This window comes from Acidiphilium sp. 20-67-58 (assembly GCF_002255515.1).
Lineage (GTDB): Bacteria > Pseudomonadota > Alphaproteobacteria > Acetobacterales > Acetobacteraceae > Acidiphilium.
In genome coordinates this window covers 1-13419 of record NZ_NCAS01000049.1, presented here as the reverse complement: position 1 = coordinate 13419, position 13419 = coordinate 1, and the positions used below count along the sequence as shown (strand labels likewise).

The 13419-nt window shown below is 65.3% G+C and carries 15 protein-coding genes and 1 tRNA gene; 3 read left to right on the top strand and 13 right to left on the bottom strand.

Translation table 11 applies throughout. The features are described 5' to 3' along the window. Positions 1-498 precede the first annotated feature (498 nt). The 10 genes from B7Z76_RS14345 to B7Z76_RS14300 all read right to left on the bottom strand — a co-directional run bounded on the left by B7Z76_RS14345 (position 499) and on the right by B7Z76_RS14300 (position 9644). Positions 499-768: an HU family DNA-binding protein gene (locus B7Z76_RS14345; RefSeq protein ID WP_174503198.1), complete on the bottom strand. Its 270-nt coding sequence runs from the start codon at positions 766-768 to the stop codon at positions 499-501. A 312-nt stretch (positions 769-1080) separates the two neighbouring features. Further along, entirely contained in the window at positions 1081-1659 is a 579-nt protein-coding gene (locus B7Z76_RS14340; RefSeq protein ID WP_174503199.1) for a DUF4337 domain-containing protein, read from the bottom strand. 263 nt (positions 1660-1922) lie between these two features. Continuing rightward, positions 1923-2405 carry a type II toxin-antitoxin system RatA family toxin gene (locus tag B7Z76_RS14335; protein WP_174503200.1) on the bottom strand — a complete coding sequence of 161 codons (483 nt, stop codon included), beginning with the start codon at positions 2403-2405 and terminating at the stop codon, positions 1923-1925. A gap of 1 nt (position 2406) precedes the next feature. Further along, on the bottom strand, positions 2407-3369 hold the full coding sequence (gene lipA, locus B7Z76_RS14330) for a lipoyl synthase (protein ID WP_291344787.1): 963 nt from the start codon (positions 3367-3369) through the stop codon (positions 2407-2409). Between the two features lie 6 nt (positions 3370-3375). Beyond that, entirely contained in the window at positions 3376-4773 is a 1398-nt protein-coding gene (lpdA, locus tag B7Z76_RS14325; RefSeq protein ID WP_291344786.1) for a dihydrolipoyl dehydrogenase, read from the bottom strand. Between the two features lie 10 nt (positions 4774-4783). Further along, on the bottom strand, positions 4784-5293 hold the full coding sequence (locus tag B7Z76_RS14320) for a GNAT family N-acetyltransferase (protein ID WP_291344785.1): 510 nt from the start codon (positions 5291-5293) through the stop codon (positions 4784-4786). Beyond that, entirely contained in the window at positions 5290-6624 is a 1335-nt protein-coding gene (locus B7Z76_RS14315) for a pyruvate dehydrogenase complex dihydrolipoamide acetyltransferase (protein ID WP_291344784.1), read from the bottom strand. The genes B7Z76_RS14320 and B7Z76_RS14315 overlap by 4 nt, the downstream gene beginning before the upstream one ends. 13 nt (positions 6625-6637) lie before the next feature. Beyond that, on the bottom strand, positions 6638-7990 hold the full coding sequence (locus B7Z76_RS14310) for a pyruvate dehydrogenase complex E1 component subunit beta (protein ID WP_174503205.1): 1353 nt from the start codon (positions 7988-7990) through the stop codon (positions 6638-6640). Positions 7991-7992: 2 nt separating this feature from the next. Then, positions 7993-8952 (bottom strand): pyruvate dehydrogenase (acetyl-transferring) E1 component subunit alpha, encoded by a 960-nt coding sequence (pdhA, locus tag B7Z76_RS14305; protein WP_174503206.1) that lies wholly within the window; start codon positions 8950-8952, stop codon positions 7993-7995. A gap of 314 nt (positions 8953-9266) precedes the next feature. Next, positions 9267-9644, bottom strand: coding sequence for a septum formation initiator family protein (locus B7Z76_RS14300; RefSeq protein ID WP_291344781.1), 378 nt, complete (start codon positions 9642-9644; stop codon positions 9267-9269). A 202-nt stretch (positions 9645-9846) separates the two neighbouring features. Between B7Z76_RS14300 and B7Z76_RS14295 the strand changes: the two genes are divergently transcribed. Then, positions 9847-10191 (top strand): hypothetical protein, encoded by a 345-nt coding sequence (locus B7Z76_RS14295; protein ID WP_291344780.1) that lies wholly within the window; start codon positions 9847-9849, stop codon positions 10189-10191. Here B7Z76_RS14295 and B7Z76_RS14290 read toward each other — a convergent pair. Both B7Z76_RS14290 and ribA read right to left on the bottom strand, forming a co-directional pair. After that, positions 10185-10697 carry a L,D-transpeptidase gene (locus B7Z76_RS14290; RefSeq protein ID WP_291344778.1) on the bottom strand — a complete coding sequence of 171 codons (513 nt, stop codon included), beginning with the start codon at positions 10695-10697 and terminating at the stop codon, positions 10185-10187. The two genes, B7Z76_RS14295 and B7Z76_RS14290, sit on opposite strands and share 7 nt — an antisense overlap. Positions 10698-10703: 6 nt before the next feature. After that, the gene (gene ribA, locus B7Z76_RS14285) at positions 10704-11858 is read right to left on the bottom strand and encodes a GTP cyclohydrolase II (RefSeq protein ID WP_291344776.1); all 1155 of its coding nucleotides are present in this window, start codon (positions 11856-11858) and stop codon (positions 10704-10706) included. Positions 11859-12082: 224 nt separating this feature from the next. On the opposite strand from ribA, the gene B7Z76_RS14280 reads away from it, so the two are divergent. After that, positions 12083-12796, top strand: coding sequence for a response regulator transcription factor (locus tag B7Z76_RS14280; RefSeq protein ID WP_371808622.1), 714 nt, complete (start codon positions 12083-12085; stop codon positions 12794-12796). A 33-nt stretch (positions 12797-12829) separates the two neighbouring features. Continuing rightward, positions 12830-12906, top strand: a tRNA-Arg gene (locus tag B7Z76_RS14275). A gap of 332 nt (positions 12907-13238) precedes the next feature. Here the strand turns inward: B7Z76_RS14275 and B7Z76_RS14270 are convergent. Further along, on the bottom strand, positions 13239-13419 hold a 181-nt coding region (locus tag B7Z76_RS14270), incomplete at its 5' end, for a transposase (protein WP_408736379.1).

Sequence of the window (13419 nt, the reverse complement as noted above, 5' to 3'; positions counted from 1 at the left end):
ATTTGCAGTTTATCAGAACAAATAGGAACAAAAAGGTATATTTTTAAATATTTACAAAATGAAGAATCAAATAAATTGACGGGAGATAGAGCAGTCTGCGATCCTTCCGGATCGGATATTAAGCTCAATGATATTGACGATTAGAGCATCATTCGATCAGATCGAATCATCTGATCGGACAAGAATTCCCTTATAATCAACAAGATAGGGGACGACATCCGATCCGGATGGGTCGGAACATGCTCCAGACCCCCCCCTCCGACCAGATCACTCGATCCGAACAGATGATGTTCCAAAAAGAAAAGCGGCCCGTTTTAGGGGCCGCTTTATGTCTATCCAATAATTTTTATTTTTATTGATACTTGAGCATCATCTGATGTCACGGATCGGGACTCAAACCCCCTTACGAGGACCAGAGCATCATCCGATCAGATGGAGCCATCTGATCGGAACGTGCTCTAGCAGAGCCGTCTTGTGAACAGAGATACGACGGAAAGGTCAGACCAGCTTCTTGAGGGTCGGCGAAGCCTTGAAACGGACGGTCTTCCCGGCCTTCACCTTGATCTCCTCGCCGGTGCGCGGGTTCACGCCCTTGCGAGCCTTGGTCTTGCGGACCGTAAACGTCCCGAAGCTCGGCAGGGTGAATTTACCGTTTTTCTTGAGTTCCTTGACGATGGCTTCAATCAGGTCGGTGGCAGCGCGGTTGGCTGCAACGCCGGTGATCTCGGCAGAACCCTGAATAACCTCGGCGATAAACGCTTTCGACATGGTCGAAGCCTCTTTCCTGTCTAAGATCGGCTTTCGAGCCGATGCCGGCGTTTCCGGCGGGTTGGACAATCTGTCGTAACGGCCAACAACGAATCGGCCTGGCGCGATTCTTGTAGCGGTTCGGTGCATTTTTCAACACTCGAAAACGCATTTGCGCCATTTTTGGCTTCTGGAGCGGCTTTTAAACAAGGCCGCGCAATCGGAAATCAATAGATCATATTATTTATGAATATAATCTCCGCGATATACCGAAAATCTTAAACAAAGTCGCGCGCAGAGCGCCCGCCCCATCAGGCTCGACTACGGGCAGGCCTATATGAAAGCCATCACGACGACACCGCCGAGAAAGGATAAGCCGCCGAGAAGGACGGCGACGAGGCCGAACGCGGCCACCTCCGTCACCACCGAGACCGAGGCCAGCACGATCGCGATCTGCAACAGGCCGACGACGACTTCCAGCTGATGATAGCGTTCGAGTTGATGGTCGCGCGCTTCGGTCTGGTGTTCCGCCTGCGCCTTGAGCTGCGCCTTGCCCTCGCCGCCATCGGGATCGGAGGTTTCATGCTGGGCGCGCGCCTCCGCCGCGCGGGCAGCGGTGGCGAGGGCGGGATCGGCGGAGTTCGACGAAAGCGCCTTCAGAACCTGGGCCTGGGCGGTCGCGATATCCGCCTTGATCGCCTTGGCCTGGTAGAAGGACCAGGTGTCGTTCACCGCGATCTGCTTGGCGATGTAGTCGTTCTGCGCCGATTTTTCCCCCATCTCGCAAATCGCGAGCCCGGCCGCGAGAATGCCGATCAGCAGCGCCATCCGCCGTGCATGCCGGTTTTCGGGATGCTCGCGCAAATGCTTGTGCCGCTCCAGGCTGTCGGTTGCCGTTTCAATACCGTCCATGCGTCCACCCTTGTCCCTAGAGCAGCATCCGATCAGATCGAGTCATCCAATCGGATAAAGATGCTCTGTTTATCAATGTGATAGAGCACTACATACGATCCGAAAGGATCGGAGAGTGCTCCAGGCCGGGTACCAGAAACCGCGGCCGCCTCATCCTAAAGCATCACTCACGAAAACGGGATCGGCAATTTTCGGGGATGTGCCGTTCGCCGGCACCTTCACGCCGGTTGCCACGAACGGGCGGGAGTCTCTCGCCGCCGGGATTACCCCTTGGCGGGAATGATCAGCCCCGAGCCAGACGCGGAATCGGTCACGGGCATGCCATAGACGTCGCGCGCGCGCTTGAGAAACGCCGCGACCATCCGGCGCACCGCCTCGGCGAACACCGCGCCGATGGCCTTTTGCAGGATCAGGCTGCGAAACTCGAAATCGACGTAGAAATCGATCATCGTGCCGCGCTCGTCCGGCAGGAATCGCCACTCGTTGCGCAAATAGCGGAAGGGCCCGTTCTCGTAGCGGACATGGATATGCTCGGGCGCGTTGAGCATCACGCGGGAGGTGAAACTCTCGCGGAACGGACCGAAGCCGATGGTGAGATCCGCCAGCATTTCCTCGCCGCGCTGCGAGCGGACGCGCGCGCCGATGCACCAGGGCAGGAATTGCGGATATTTGCCGACATCGGCCACGAGGTCGAACATCTGGCCGGGCTGGTAGAGGACCAGTTTCCGCTCGGTGTAGCGCGGCATGTCAGGCAGCGTGCCGGGCGGCCCGGGCTTCGCGCAGGGCGGCGAAATCGGCATCCGCATGATAGGAGGAGCGGGTCAGCGGCGTCGCCGAAACCATCAGGAACCCCTTGGCGCGCGCCATGCCGGCAAGATCGGCGAACTCGTCGGGGGTGACGAACCGCTCGACCGCGGCGTGCTTCACCGTCGGCTGGAGATACTGGCCGATGGTGAGGAAATCGACATCGGCGATGCGCAGATCGTCCATCACCTGGCCGACCTCGCCGCGGTCCTCGCCGAGCCCGGCCATCAGGCCGGATTTGGTGAAGATGCCCGGGTCGAGCTGCTTCACCCGGTCGAGCAGGCGGAGCGACTGGTAATACCGCGCGCCGGGGCGAATCGAGGGGTAGAGCCGCGGCACGGTTTCGAGATTGTGGTTGAACACATCCGGCCTGGCGGCGACGACCACCTCCAGCGCACCGGGCTTGCGCAGGAAATCCGGGGTGAGGATCTCGATCGTGGTTGCAGGTGCGGCAGCGCGGATCGCGCCGATCACTGCCGCGAAATGCGCCGCCCCGCCATCATCGAGATCGTCGCGGTCGACCGAGGTGATCACCACGTGCTGCAAGCCAAGCCGGGCCACGGCATCGGCCACGCGCGCCGGCTCGTCGGCGGCGAGCGGCGCCGGCTGGCCGGTGGTGACATTGCAGAAGGCGCAGGCGCGGGTGCAGATCTCGCCCATGATCATCATGGTCGCGTGGCGCTGCGACCAGCACTCGCCGATATTGGGGCAGGCCGCCTCCTCGCACACCGTCACCAGGTTTGCCTCGCGCATCAGCGCGCGGGTTTCATGGTAGACAGGATGATTGGGCGCCTTCACCCGGATCCATGCGGGTTTCCGCTGGATCGGGTTATCCGGCCTGTGCTGCTTTTCCGGGTGGCGAACCTTGCCGCCCCCCGAATTCCGGTGATCGATCTCGACGCGCATGACGGATCAGAAGTGGATGACCTGCCCATACGCGTCAAGCACCGATTCGTGCATCGCTTCACTGATCGTGGGGTGGGGGAAGACGGTGTGCATCAATTCGGCCTCGGTGGTTTCGAGCTGCCGGGCCACGACATAGCCCTGGATCATCTCGGTCACCTCGGCGCCGGCCATGTGCGCGCCGAGCAATTCGCCGGTCTCGGCGTCGAACACGGTCTTGATGATGCCTTCCGGCTCGCCCATGGCGATCGCCTTGCCGTTGCCGATGAAGGGGAAGCGGCCGATTTTCACTTTCCGGCCGGCTTCCTTCGCCTTCGCCTCGGTCATGCCGACGGAAGCGACCTGCGGGCGGCAATAGGTGCAGCCGGGGATGTTCCAGGTCTCGAACGGATGCGGCTTCAGCCCCGCGATATGCTCGATGCAGACCACGCCCTCGTGGCTGGCCTTGTGGGCGAGCCAGGGCGGGCCGGTGAGATCGCCGATCGCGTAGATGCCCTCGACGCCGGTGCGCCCGAACCCATCGACTACCACATGCGTGCGCTCGACCTTCACGCCCGCCTGCTCAAGGCCGAGATTTTCGACATTGCCGACGATGCCGACCGCCGAGATCACCCGCTCGGCGGTGATCTTCTGCGCCTGTCCGCCGGCCTCGATGGTGACGGTCACGCTGTCCCTGCCCTTCTCGACGCCCTTCACGCTCGCCCCGGCGAGCAGCTTCATGCCCTGCTTCTCGAACTGCTTGTGCATGAAGGCGGAGATTTCCTCGTCCTCCACCGGCAGGATGCGCGGCAGCGCCTCGACCACCGTCACCTCGGCGCCCATGTTGCGGTAGAAGCTCGCGAACTCGATGCCGATCGCGCCGGAGCCGATCACCACGAGGGATTTCGGCATGATGTCCGGCACCATCGCCTCGCGATACGACCATATGAACCGGCCATCCGGCTCGATGCCGGGCAGGACGCGGGCGCGGGCACCGGTGGCGAGGATGATGTGCTTCGCCTTCAGCGTGGCGACCGGCTTGCCGTCCTTCTCGACCGCGAGCGTGCCCTTGCCGGCGAGCCGGCCGGTGCCGTCGAACACCGTCACCTTGTTCTTCCTGAGCAGATGGGTGACGCCGGAGGACAGCTGCTTCGCCACGCCGCGCGAGCGCTTCACCACCTTGTCGAGATCGAATTTCACGTTCTCGGCGGAGAAGCCGTATTCGGGCAGGGTATGGAGCAGGTGGTTGATCTCGGAGGAGCGGAGCAGCGCCTTGGTCGGGATGCAGCCCCAGTTGAGGCAGATGCCGCCGAGATTTTCACGCTCGACCAGGGCAACCTTCAGCTTGAGCTGCGCGCCGCGGATCGCGGTCACATAGCCGCCGGGGCCGCCGCCCACCACCACCACGTCGAAACTCTGATCGGTCATTGTTCTGCTCCTATTCGGCAAGGGCGGCGAGGGCCTCGCCCTTCAGACGGTAGCGCGTCCATTCATCGAGCGGGACGGCGCCGAGGGATTGATAGAAATCGATGGCGGGGCGGTTCCAGTCCAGCACCGACCATTCGAGCCGGGCGCAGCCGAGCCGGACCGCCTCGCGCGCGAGATGGCGCAGCAGGGCGCGGCCGATGCCCCGCCCCCGCGCCGCGGGCAGGACGAACAGGTCTTCGAGATAGAGCCCGGCCCGGCCGGTCCAGGTCGAGAAGCTGGTGAAGAACATCGCGAAACCGGCCACCGCGCCATCGGCCTCGGCCAGCACGGCGCGGGCGAGAGGCTGCGCGCCGAACAGCGCCTCGTGCAGCATCGGTGCGGTCATCTCCACCTCGTGCGGCGCCTTTTCATAATGGGCGAGCGCGTGAACGAGATCGAGCAGCACGGCGATGTCGGCCGGTGCCGCAGGGCGAAGCGTTGCCGCCGCCCCTGACGCGACACCGGCCGAATGGTCGTTCAAAGCATCAGCCCCAGCGGCTGTTCGACGATGGACTTGAACGCCGCGAGGAATTCGGCGCCGATCGCGCCATCCACCACGCGATGATCGCAGGACAGGGTGACTGTCATCATCGTGGCGATGGCGATCTGCTCACCCTTCACCACCGGCCGCTTCTCGCCGGCGCCGATGGCGAGAATGCCACCCTGCGGCGGGTTGATGATCGCCGAGAACGAGCTGATGCCAAACATGCCGAGATTGGAGATCGAGAACGATCCGCCCTGGAACTCGTCCGGCTTCAGCTTGCCGGCCTTCGCCCGGGCGGCGAGGTCCTTCATCTCGTTGCTGATCGCGGCCAGCCCCTTCTGGTCCGCCTTGCGGATGATCGGCGTGATCAGCCCGTCCGGAATCGCGACGGCCACCGAGATGTCCACGTCGTGATAGCGGATCATCGCCTCCTCGGTGAAGGATGCATTGGCCGCCGGAACGCGGCGCAGGGCGACGGCGACCGCCTTGATGATCAGGTCGTTGACCGAGAGCTTGAACGCGCCAGGCCCCTCCTTGGGGGATTGCGCGTTCAGCTCGGCGCGCAGCTTGAGCAGGGCGTCGAGTTCCACATCCATCGACAGATAGAAATGCGGAATGGTCTGCTTCGCAGCCTGCAAACGCTTCGCGATCACCTTGCGCATCGAGGAGTGCGGGATTGCGTCGTGCGGCGCGGTGATCGGCGCAGCCGGCGTCGCGGCGGCTTGTGCCGGGGCGACTTGTACCGGGGCGGCAGCGGGCGACGCTTTCGGCGCCGGTGCCACGGCTTCGGGGGCCCTGCCACGGGCGGCGTCGATATCCGCCTTGACGATCCGCCCGTTCGGGCCGGAGCCCTTGAGCGTGGCGAGGTCGATCCCCGCCTGCTGCGCCATGCGGCGGGCGAGCGGCGAGGCGAAGACGCGCGCGCCATGAGCGGCCGTCTCCGCCGCCGGCGCGGCCGCAGCCGCAGCCGCAGCCGCAGCCGGGGCAGGTGCCGCAAGCGGTTCCGGCGCGGCGGCTGCCTTCGGCGCCGGGGCGGTGGCTGCCTTCGGCACCGGGGTGGCGGGCGCGCTGTCCGGCACGGCCTCGCCGGGCTCGACGAGGATGGCGATCGGCGCGTTCACCGCGACATTCTCCGATCCGGCGGCGACCAGGATCTTGCCGAGAACGCCCTCGTCGACCGCCTCGACCTCCATCGTCGCCTTGTCGGTCTCGATCTCGGCGATGACGTCGCCAGCCTTGATCGTCTCGCCTTCCTTCTTGAGCCAGCGCGCCAGCGTGCCTTCCGTCATGGTGGGCGAGAGTGCCGGCATCAGGATGTTCGTGGCCATGTTCGCGCCTCCCTCAGAACAGTTTCTTGACGGCGCCGACGACCCAGTCCGGCTGGGGCAGCGCGAGCTTTTCGAGATTGGCGGCATAGGGCATCGGCACGTCGAGCCCGGCGACGCGGGTCGGCGGCGCGTCCAGCCAGTCGAACGCATGCTCGGTGATCTGCGTCGCGATCTCGGCACCAATGCCGGCAAAGGGCCAGCCCTCCTCGACCGAGACGACACGGTTGGTCTTCTTCACCGAGTTCACGATGGTCTCGATGTCGAGCGGGCGGATCGTGCGCAGGTTGATCACCTCCGCCGAAATCCCCTGCTGGTCCAGCATCTCGGCCGCCTTCAGCGCGACGTCGACCATCAGCGAGAAAGCGACGATGGTGACGTCCTCGCCGACGCGCTCGACCTTGGCCTTGCCGATCGGCAGGATGAAATCATCGTCGGTCGGGCACTGGTGCTTGTGACCGTAGAGAATCTCGTTCTCGAGGAAGATGACCGGGTTCGGATCGCGGATCGCCGCGCGCAGCAAGCCCTTCGCATCCGCCGCCGACCACGGGGCGACCACCTTGAGGCCCGGGCAATGCGCATACCACGAGGCGTAGCACTGGCTGTGCTGGGCGGCGACGCGGGCGGCAGCGCCGTTCGGCCCGCGGAAGACGATGGGGCAGCCCATCTGCCCGCCGGACATGTAGAGCGTCTTCGCCGCCGAGTTGATGATCTGGTCGATCGCCTGCATGGCGAAGTTGAAGGTCATGAACTCGACGATCGGCTTGAGGCCGGACATCGCCGCCCCCACCGCCATGCCGGTGAAGCCGTGCTCGGTGATCGGCGTGTCGATCACCCGCTTCGCGCCGAACTCGTCCAGCAGGCCCTGGCTGATCTTGTAGGCGCCCTGATACTGGGCAACCTCCTCGCCCATCAGGAACACGTCGGCATCGCGCCGCATCTCGGCGGCCATCGCATCGCGCAGCGCCTCGCGGACGGTGATTTCCTGCGTCGGGCCCCAGTCCTTCTCGGCTGCCGGCGCAACCTCGGCCGGCGCCTTCGGCGCGGCGGCGGGCGCGGGCGCGGCCTGCGGCGCCGGGGCAACGGGGGCGGCAGCCGGCGCGTTGGCCGGGGCGGATGCGGTCTCGCCATGCACGCCGAGCACGGCGATCGGCGTGTTCACCGCGACGTTTTCAGTCCCCTCGTCGACGAGAATTTGCAGCAATTCACCTTCGTCGACCGCCTCGACCTCCATCGTCGCCTTGTCGGTCTCGATCTCGGCGAGAACGTCGCCGGCCTTGACCTGGTCGCCGACCTTCTTGAGCCATTTGGCCAGCTTGCCCTCGGTCATCGTCGGCGATAGCGCGGGCATCAGAACGTCCGTGGTCATGCTCAGCCCTCCACCAGCACATCGGTCCAGAGTTCGGATTCATCGGGTTCAGGGCTCTGCTGCGCGAAATCGGCCGCGTCCTGCACCCGCTTCTTGATGTCGTCGTCGATCGCCTTGAACATCTCGTCGCTCACCCCCAATGCCTCCAGCGCCTTGCGGGCGAGATCGATGCAATCGTGCTCGGTCCGCATCTTCTGCACCTCCTCGCGGGTGCGGTATTTCGCGGGGTCGGACATCGAGTGGCCGCGATAGCGGTAGGTCTTCATCTCCAGCAGGAACGGCCCGTTGCCCGCCCGGCAATGCGCGACCGCCTGCTCGCCCGCTTCCTTGACGGCCTGAACGTCCATCCCGTCCACCTGCAGGCCCGGAATGCTCCAGGGCGCGCCGTTCTGGCTGAGATCGCGCGAGGCCGACGCGCGCTCGACGCTGGTGCCCATGCCGTAGCGGTTGTTCTCGATGATGAAGATCACCGGCAGTTTCATCAGCGCCGCGAGGTTGAAGCTCTCGAACACCTGGCCCTGGTTCGAGGCGCCCTCGCCGAAATAGGTCAGGCAGACGCGGTCATTGCCGCGATAGTGATTGGCGAAGGCAAGGCCCGCGCCGAGCGAGACCTGCGCGCCGACGATGCCGTGCCCGCCGAAGAAGCCCTTCTCCTTCGAGAACATGTGCATCGAGCCGCCCTTGCCCTTGGAATAGCCGCCGGCACGGCCGGTCAGCTCGGCCATCACACCTTTCGGGTCCATGTCGCAGGCAATCATGTGGCCGTGATCGCGATAGGAGGTGATCACCTGGTCGCCCGGCTCGATCGCCAGCTGCATGCCGGTCACCACCGCTTCCTGCCCGATATACAGATGGCAGAACCCGCCGATCAGCCCCATGCCGTAGAGCTGCCCGGCCTTTTCCTCGAACCGTCGGATCAGCAGCATCTTCCCGTAGGCGGCGAGCAATTCGTCCCGGTCCATCGCCGGCTGTCTCTGGCTGGTCCGCCTGCGGGCGGCTGGCTGGGCTTTTGCGCCTGTCGGTCTGGTGCGGCTGGCCACGATCATTCCCCTCCGTCGGTTGATGGTCTTCTCCATGCGTCGGATCAACCGATCAAAGCAAGCGGGAATTGAAAATTCAATGATGTTGCAATGCAATATTCAAGTTAACCGAAAAATGGTTAACTCACTGGGGCCACAAGGTGTGCCGGGGCGGCTGGCGCCACGCACGCCTTTCATGCAGGGCAGCATGACCCGCCGCAGGAAGCAGGGAGGACATCATCCGATCGGATGATGTCCTACGGATGCGCTCCTGGCCGGGCTTCGGGCTGCGCCGGCGCGGCCTGCCCGCCGGCGCCGGCCGTCGTGCCATCTGCCGCCGGCTTGCCGAGCGGCACTGCCAGATCGTCGGGATCGGCGAGGTTGAGAATCGCCCTCGCCTGCTCGTTGAGCATGTCCGGCGCAATGGCATGGTGGCCCAGCGCGTTCACCCGCGCCTGCCAGCGGTCGCGCCGGGTCGAGACAGCGTGAAGGGCCTGCTGGTCCTGCGCCAGAACCGCCTGATCGCGGCGCTGGGCGACGATGCCACGCGAGCCGTTGATGGCATTGAAGACGAAATATCCCGTCACGGCGAGAAACAGGAACGGCAGGACAAGCCCGCGCAGGCGCCGCTTCATCGCGGTCTCCGGATAGGGCGGAACATCGGCTGCAACGTGATCACCTTCCCTGCATGCCCGCCCGCCGGGGGGTTTCGCAAGAGGCTATCCCGGCATGGGCCGGGGGTGAAAGTTTTGTAAGCCACAATTCGCCCTGAAATCAGCCGTTTCGGCGCCATCATATCATGGTGTATGGCGGATCGAGACGACAGGAGATTTCGACATGAACGCACGAAGCACAGGTTCGGCCCGATGGCTCGGCAGGATCATCGCGGCGGCACTGGTGGCCGGGATCGGCCTCGCGGCGACCGGTGCGACGGCCTATGCCGACCCGCCCTGGGGCCATGACGGCGGCGACCGCGGCGAGTGGCATCACCGCGACTGGCACCATCATGACTGGCACCATGACTGGCATCACGAGGACGACGATGGCTGGCATGGCGGATATGCCTATGCGCCGCCGCCGGCCTATTACCCGCCGCCCCCCGCCTATTACGCGCCGCCGCCGCCGGTCTATGTCGGCCCGCCGAGCGTTTCCTTCGGCGTGAACATTCCCCTCGCTCACTGAACCATGATCGCCCGCAGCCCGGCCTTCAGCATCGCCTGAAGGTCGGCCAGGGCAAGGGCGATGCACCCCTCGGTCGGCGACCATTCCGCCCGGGCGACATGCAGGAAAATCGCCGATCCCGCGCCCCGCACCACCGGATCGTCGTTCCAGCCGAGCACTCCGACCACATCATACACCCCGTCCTCCCGCCAGAGCGCCTCGTGACGCGCCTCGTGCGGCAAGCGGATCATGCGGTTGTAGTCGGGATGGGCGGGATCATCGCACCAGCTATCATCTGGCGCCATCGGCTCGCGCGGCACCGCGCATGAAGGCGATGCCAGCCGGTCGGCCCGGTAGAGCACCCGGCGCAACGGCAGCAGGCCGCGCGGGGTGGCGCCATCGCCCTCGCGCTTGTGCGCGGCGATGCCACCGCGACCCAGTGCCGCGCGGCAGCGCAGCCCGGCGCCCGGCAGGACGATGGTGGAATCCGGCAGGAGAATCGCGGTCGTCTCGTCAGATCCGGACATCGTTGCCTAGTCCAGCAGGTGGCCGAAGCGACGCGCCTTCGTCCGCAGATAGGCATCGTTCACCCCGTTCGGCGCGATGACATGCGGCACCCGCTCGGCGACATCGACGCCGCAGGCGGCAAGCCCGGCCACCTTGTCCGGGTTGTTGGTCAGCAGCCGGATATGATCGAGGCCGAGCGCCGCGAGCATCGCGGCGGCGATATGGAAATTCCGCTCATCCGCCTGCCAGCCCAGCGCGCGGTTGGCATCGAGCGTGTCGAGGCCACGATCCTGCAACGTATAGGCCCGCAGCTTGTTGATCAGCCCGATCCCCCGCCCCTCTTGCGCAAGATACAGCACGACGCCGCCGCCCGCCTCCGCCATCAGCCGGATCGCCCCCTTGAGCTGCGGCCCGCAATCGCACCGCAGCGAGCCCAGCAGGTCGCCGGTGAAGCACTCGGAATGGATGCGCACGAGCGGCGCGGCCTGGGAGCGCGGATCGCCGACCAGGATCGCCATGTGCTCGATCCCCTGGTCGAGCGCGCGGAAGGCGACGAGCCGTGCATCGGGCGCATCGTCGAGCGGCACCGCGACCTCGGCGACCCGGTGAAGTGTGGCGGCGACGTTGGCGTTGTAACCGAGCAGGTCCGCCGCCGGCACGGCGAGCAGCCCGCTGCCGAGCGGGAGCGACGCCCAGCCAGGCCGCACCGGTGCGGCGATCATCGCCGGCAGCAGGCGGGCGAGCTTGCCGAGGGCGAGGGCGGCATCGGCAAGCGGGGGCGGCTCCATCCGCCGGAACCCCGGCATGATCTGGTCGAGCGTCGGGTCCGCGAGGCGACGCAGCGTCGCGGGGTCGATCAGCGGCCGCGCGAGTTCGAGCGCGACGGCCGGCGCCGCATCGTCGAGGCTTTGCCGCAGGATCGCTGCCGCCCGCGCCGGGGCGAGCAGCAGCGTGGCAGAAGCGCGCCCAAGGCGATCGATCAGATGCAGCCCCTCGGCCCCCACCGTCTCGGCTGGTGCAGCGATCAGCGGCTGCGGCCCGGCAAGAATGACCGGCACGCCGCGCCGCGCCTCGCCAATGGCGCGGTGAACAGCCCGCGTGCGCGCCGGATCGAGCTGCGCCGGCGCTTCAGCGGCGGAGGAGGCCGGGCCCGGCCTCCCGGGAACATGGGAGTGCGTCATGATGCCATGATATAGGACGCGCCGGCATGGTTTCGCCATACGCCACCGTTTCGGTGCAACGCGGCGGTTTCATGCCGCGATCACACGCATGTGAGCGCGATCATGGAGTTTTTATAATGAAACACCCGCGAATCGGGGCTGTTGAACTATGTGAATGTGAAGCAAACTCTCTAAAGACAGGGTGAGCGCCCGGTTCGCGACGGAGATTTGAGGAAATGGGACATATGAACAACATTCACCCCATCCTGGTCGTCGATGATGACCTCGCCCTGCGGTCGACCTTGTGCGATCAGTTGCGGGCGGAACATGAATTCGCGCCGGGCGAAGCCGGCTCGATCGCCGAGGCCGAGCGCATGATCGCCGCGGCCGAGCGGAATTACGACGCGATCATCCTCGATGTCGGCCTGCCGGATGGCGATGGCCGGAATTTCTGCGCCCGCCTGCGCGAGGAGGGGGTGAAGGTGCCGATCATCATGCTCACCGGATCGGGGGCGGAGCAGGATGTCGTCCGGGGGCTGAATTCCGGCGCGAACGATTACGTGGCCAAGCCGTTCCGCCTCGCCGAGCTGATGGCGCGGCTGCGCGCGCACCTGCGCAATTTCGAGAGCAGCGAGGATGCGGTGCTGCAGATCGGCCCGTACACGTTCAGGCCGGCGATGAAGCTCCTGCACGAGCCGTCGCAGAACCGGCGCATCCGCCTGACCGACAAGGAAGCCGCGATCCTGAAATTCCTCTATCGCGCCGGCGGAAAGTCGGTGGCCCGGCAGGTCCTGCTGAACGAGGTATGGGGCTACAACGCCGCGGTGACGACCCATACGCTCGAAACCCATGTCTACCGTCTGCGCCAGAAAATCGAGCCGGAACCGAACCACGCGCGGCTTCTGATCACCGAAGGGGGCGGCTACCGCCTGAGCCAGCCAGCCACCAACGCGGCGTGACGCCTGCGCGCCGTTACGCTATATCACCCTCACGTCTCCGTAGCTCAGCCGGATAGAGCACAGGATTCCTAATCCTGGGGCCGTGGGTTCGAATCCCGCCGGGGACGCCACTCTCGAACAAAAGTAATGGCGTCGTTCGGCAGGTCGGTAGGTCGGCAAGAGCAGCGCGTAGGCCCCTTCTGGGCGCGTGCGGCGCAGGTGTGATGGCATAGTCCTTGCCGTTCCGCAGCGTCATGCCCGCACCACAATGAGTTCAAATGGCAATGCCCGCCAGCAAGGTGGGCGAGCGGATCACCCGCGCGGACTTTGTGTTCGGTGTCGCACGGCGATCAACGTGAGGATCCGGCGTCAATCAGGATGAGAAGACGGCGTTGCGCTGGCAGCCGCAAGGGCCGGTTTCAGCACGTTCGCGGGTTGCGCGCGTCTCAGCCAGATCCTCGTGCTACACCGCGCAGGCGACCAGGGCCGCGAAGATCTCCTGCCAGAGGCCACGCTGGCTCAAGCGGTTGAACCGGTTGAACACAGTGGTTCGTGGCCCGTAGGCCTCAGGAAGCGCTCGCCATCGCAAGCCCTCGCGAAAGCGATGCAGGATGCCGCTCAGCACCCGGCGGTCATCAACCCGA

Bases quoted from the DNA above. Each gene is read 5' to 3' on its own strand.
- B7Z76_RS14300 (WP_291344781.1), bottom strand. From the start codon at position 9,644: ATGAAGCGGCGCCTGCGCGGGCTTGTCCTGCCGTTCCTGTTTCTCGCC.
- B7Z76_RS14310 (WP_174503205.1), bottom strand. From the start codon at position 7,990: ATGACCACGGACGTTCTGATGCCCGCGCTATCGCCGACGATGACCGAG.
- B7Z76_RS14335 (WP_174503200.1), bottom strand. From the start codon at position 2,405: ATGCCGCGCTACACCGAGCGGAAACTGGTCCTCTACCAGCCCGGCCAG.
- B7Z76_RS14315 (WP_291344784.1), bottom strand. From the start codon at position 6,624: ATGGCCACGAACATCCTGATGCCGGCACTCTCGCCCACCATGACGGAA.
- lipA (WP_291344787.1), bottom strand. From the start codon at position 3,369: ATGCGCGTCGAGATCGATCACCGGAATTCGGGGGGCGGCAAGGTTCGC.
- B7Z76_RS14280 (WP_371808622.1), top strand. From the start codon at position 12,083: ATGAACAACATTCACCCCATCCTGGTCGTCGATGATGACCTCGCCCTG.
- ribA (WP_291344776.1), bottom strand. From the start codon at position 11,858: ATGACGCACTCCCATGTTCCCGGGAGGCCGGGCCCGGCCTCCTCCGCC.
- B7Z76_RS14290 (WP_291344778.1), bottom strand. From the start codon at position 10,697: ATGTCCGGATCTGACGAGACGACCGCGATTCTCCTGCCGGATTCCACC.
- B7Z76_RS14295 (WP_291344780.1), top strand. From the start codon at position 9,847: ATGAACGCACGAAGCACAGGTTCGGCCCGATGGCTCGGCAGGATCATC.
- B7Z76_RS14345 (WP_174503198.1), bottom strand. From the start codon at position 768: ATGTCGAAAGCGTTTATCGCCGAGGTTATTCAGGGTTCTGCCGAGATC.
- pdhA (WP_174503206.1), bottom strand. From the start codon at position 8,952: ATGGACCGGGACGAATTGCTCGCCGCCTACGGGAAGATGCTGCTGATC.
- B7Z76_RS14340 (WP_174503199.1), bottom strand. From the start codon at position 1,659: ATGGACGGTATTGAAACGGCAACCGACAGCCTGGAGCGGCACAAGCAT.
- lpdA (WP_291344786.1), bottom strand. From the start codon at position 4,773: ATGACCGATCAGAGTTTCGACGTGGTGGTGGTGGGCGGCGGCCCCGGC.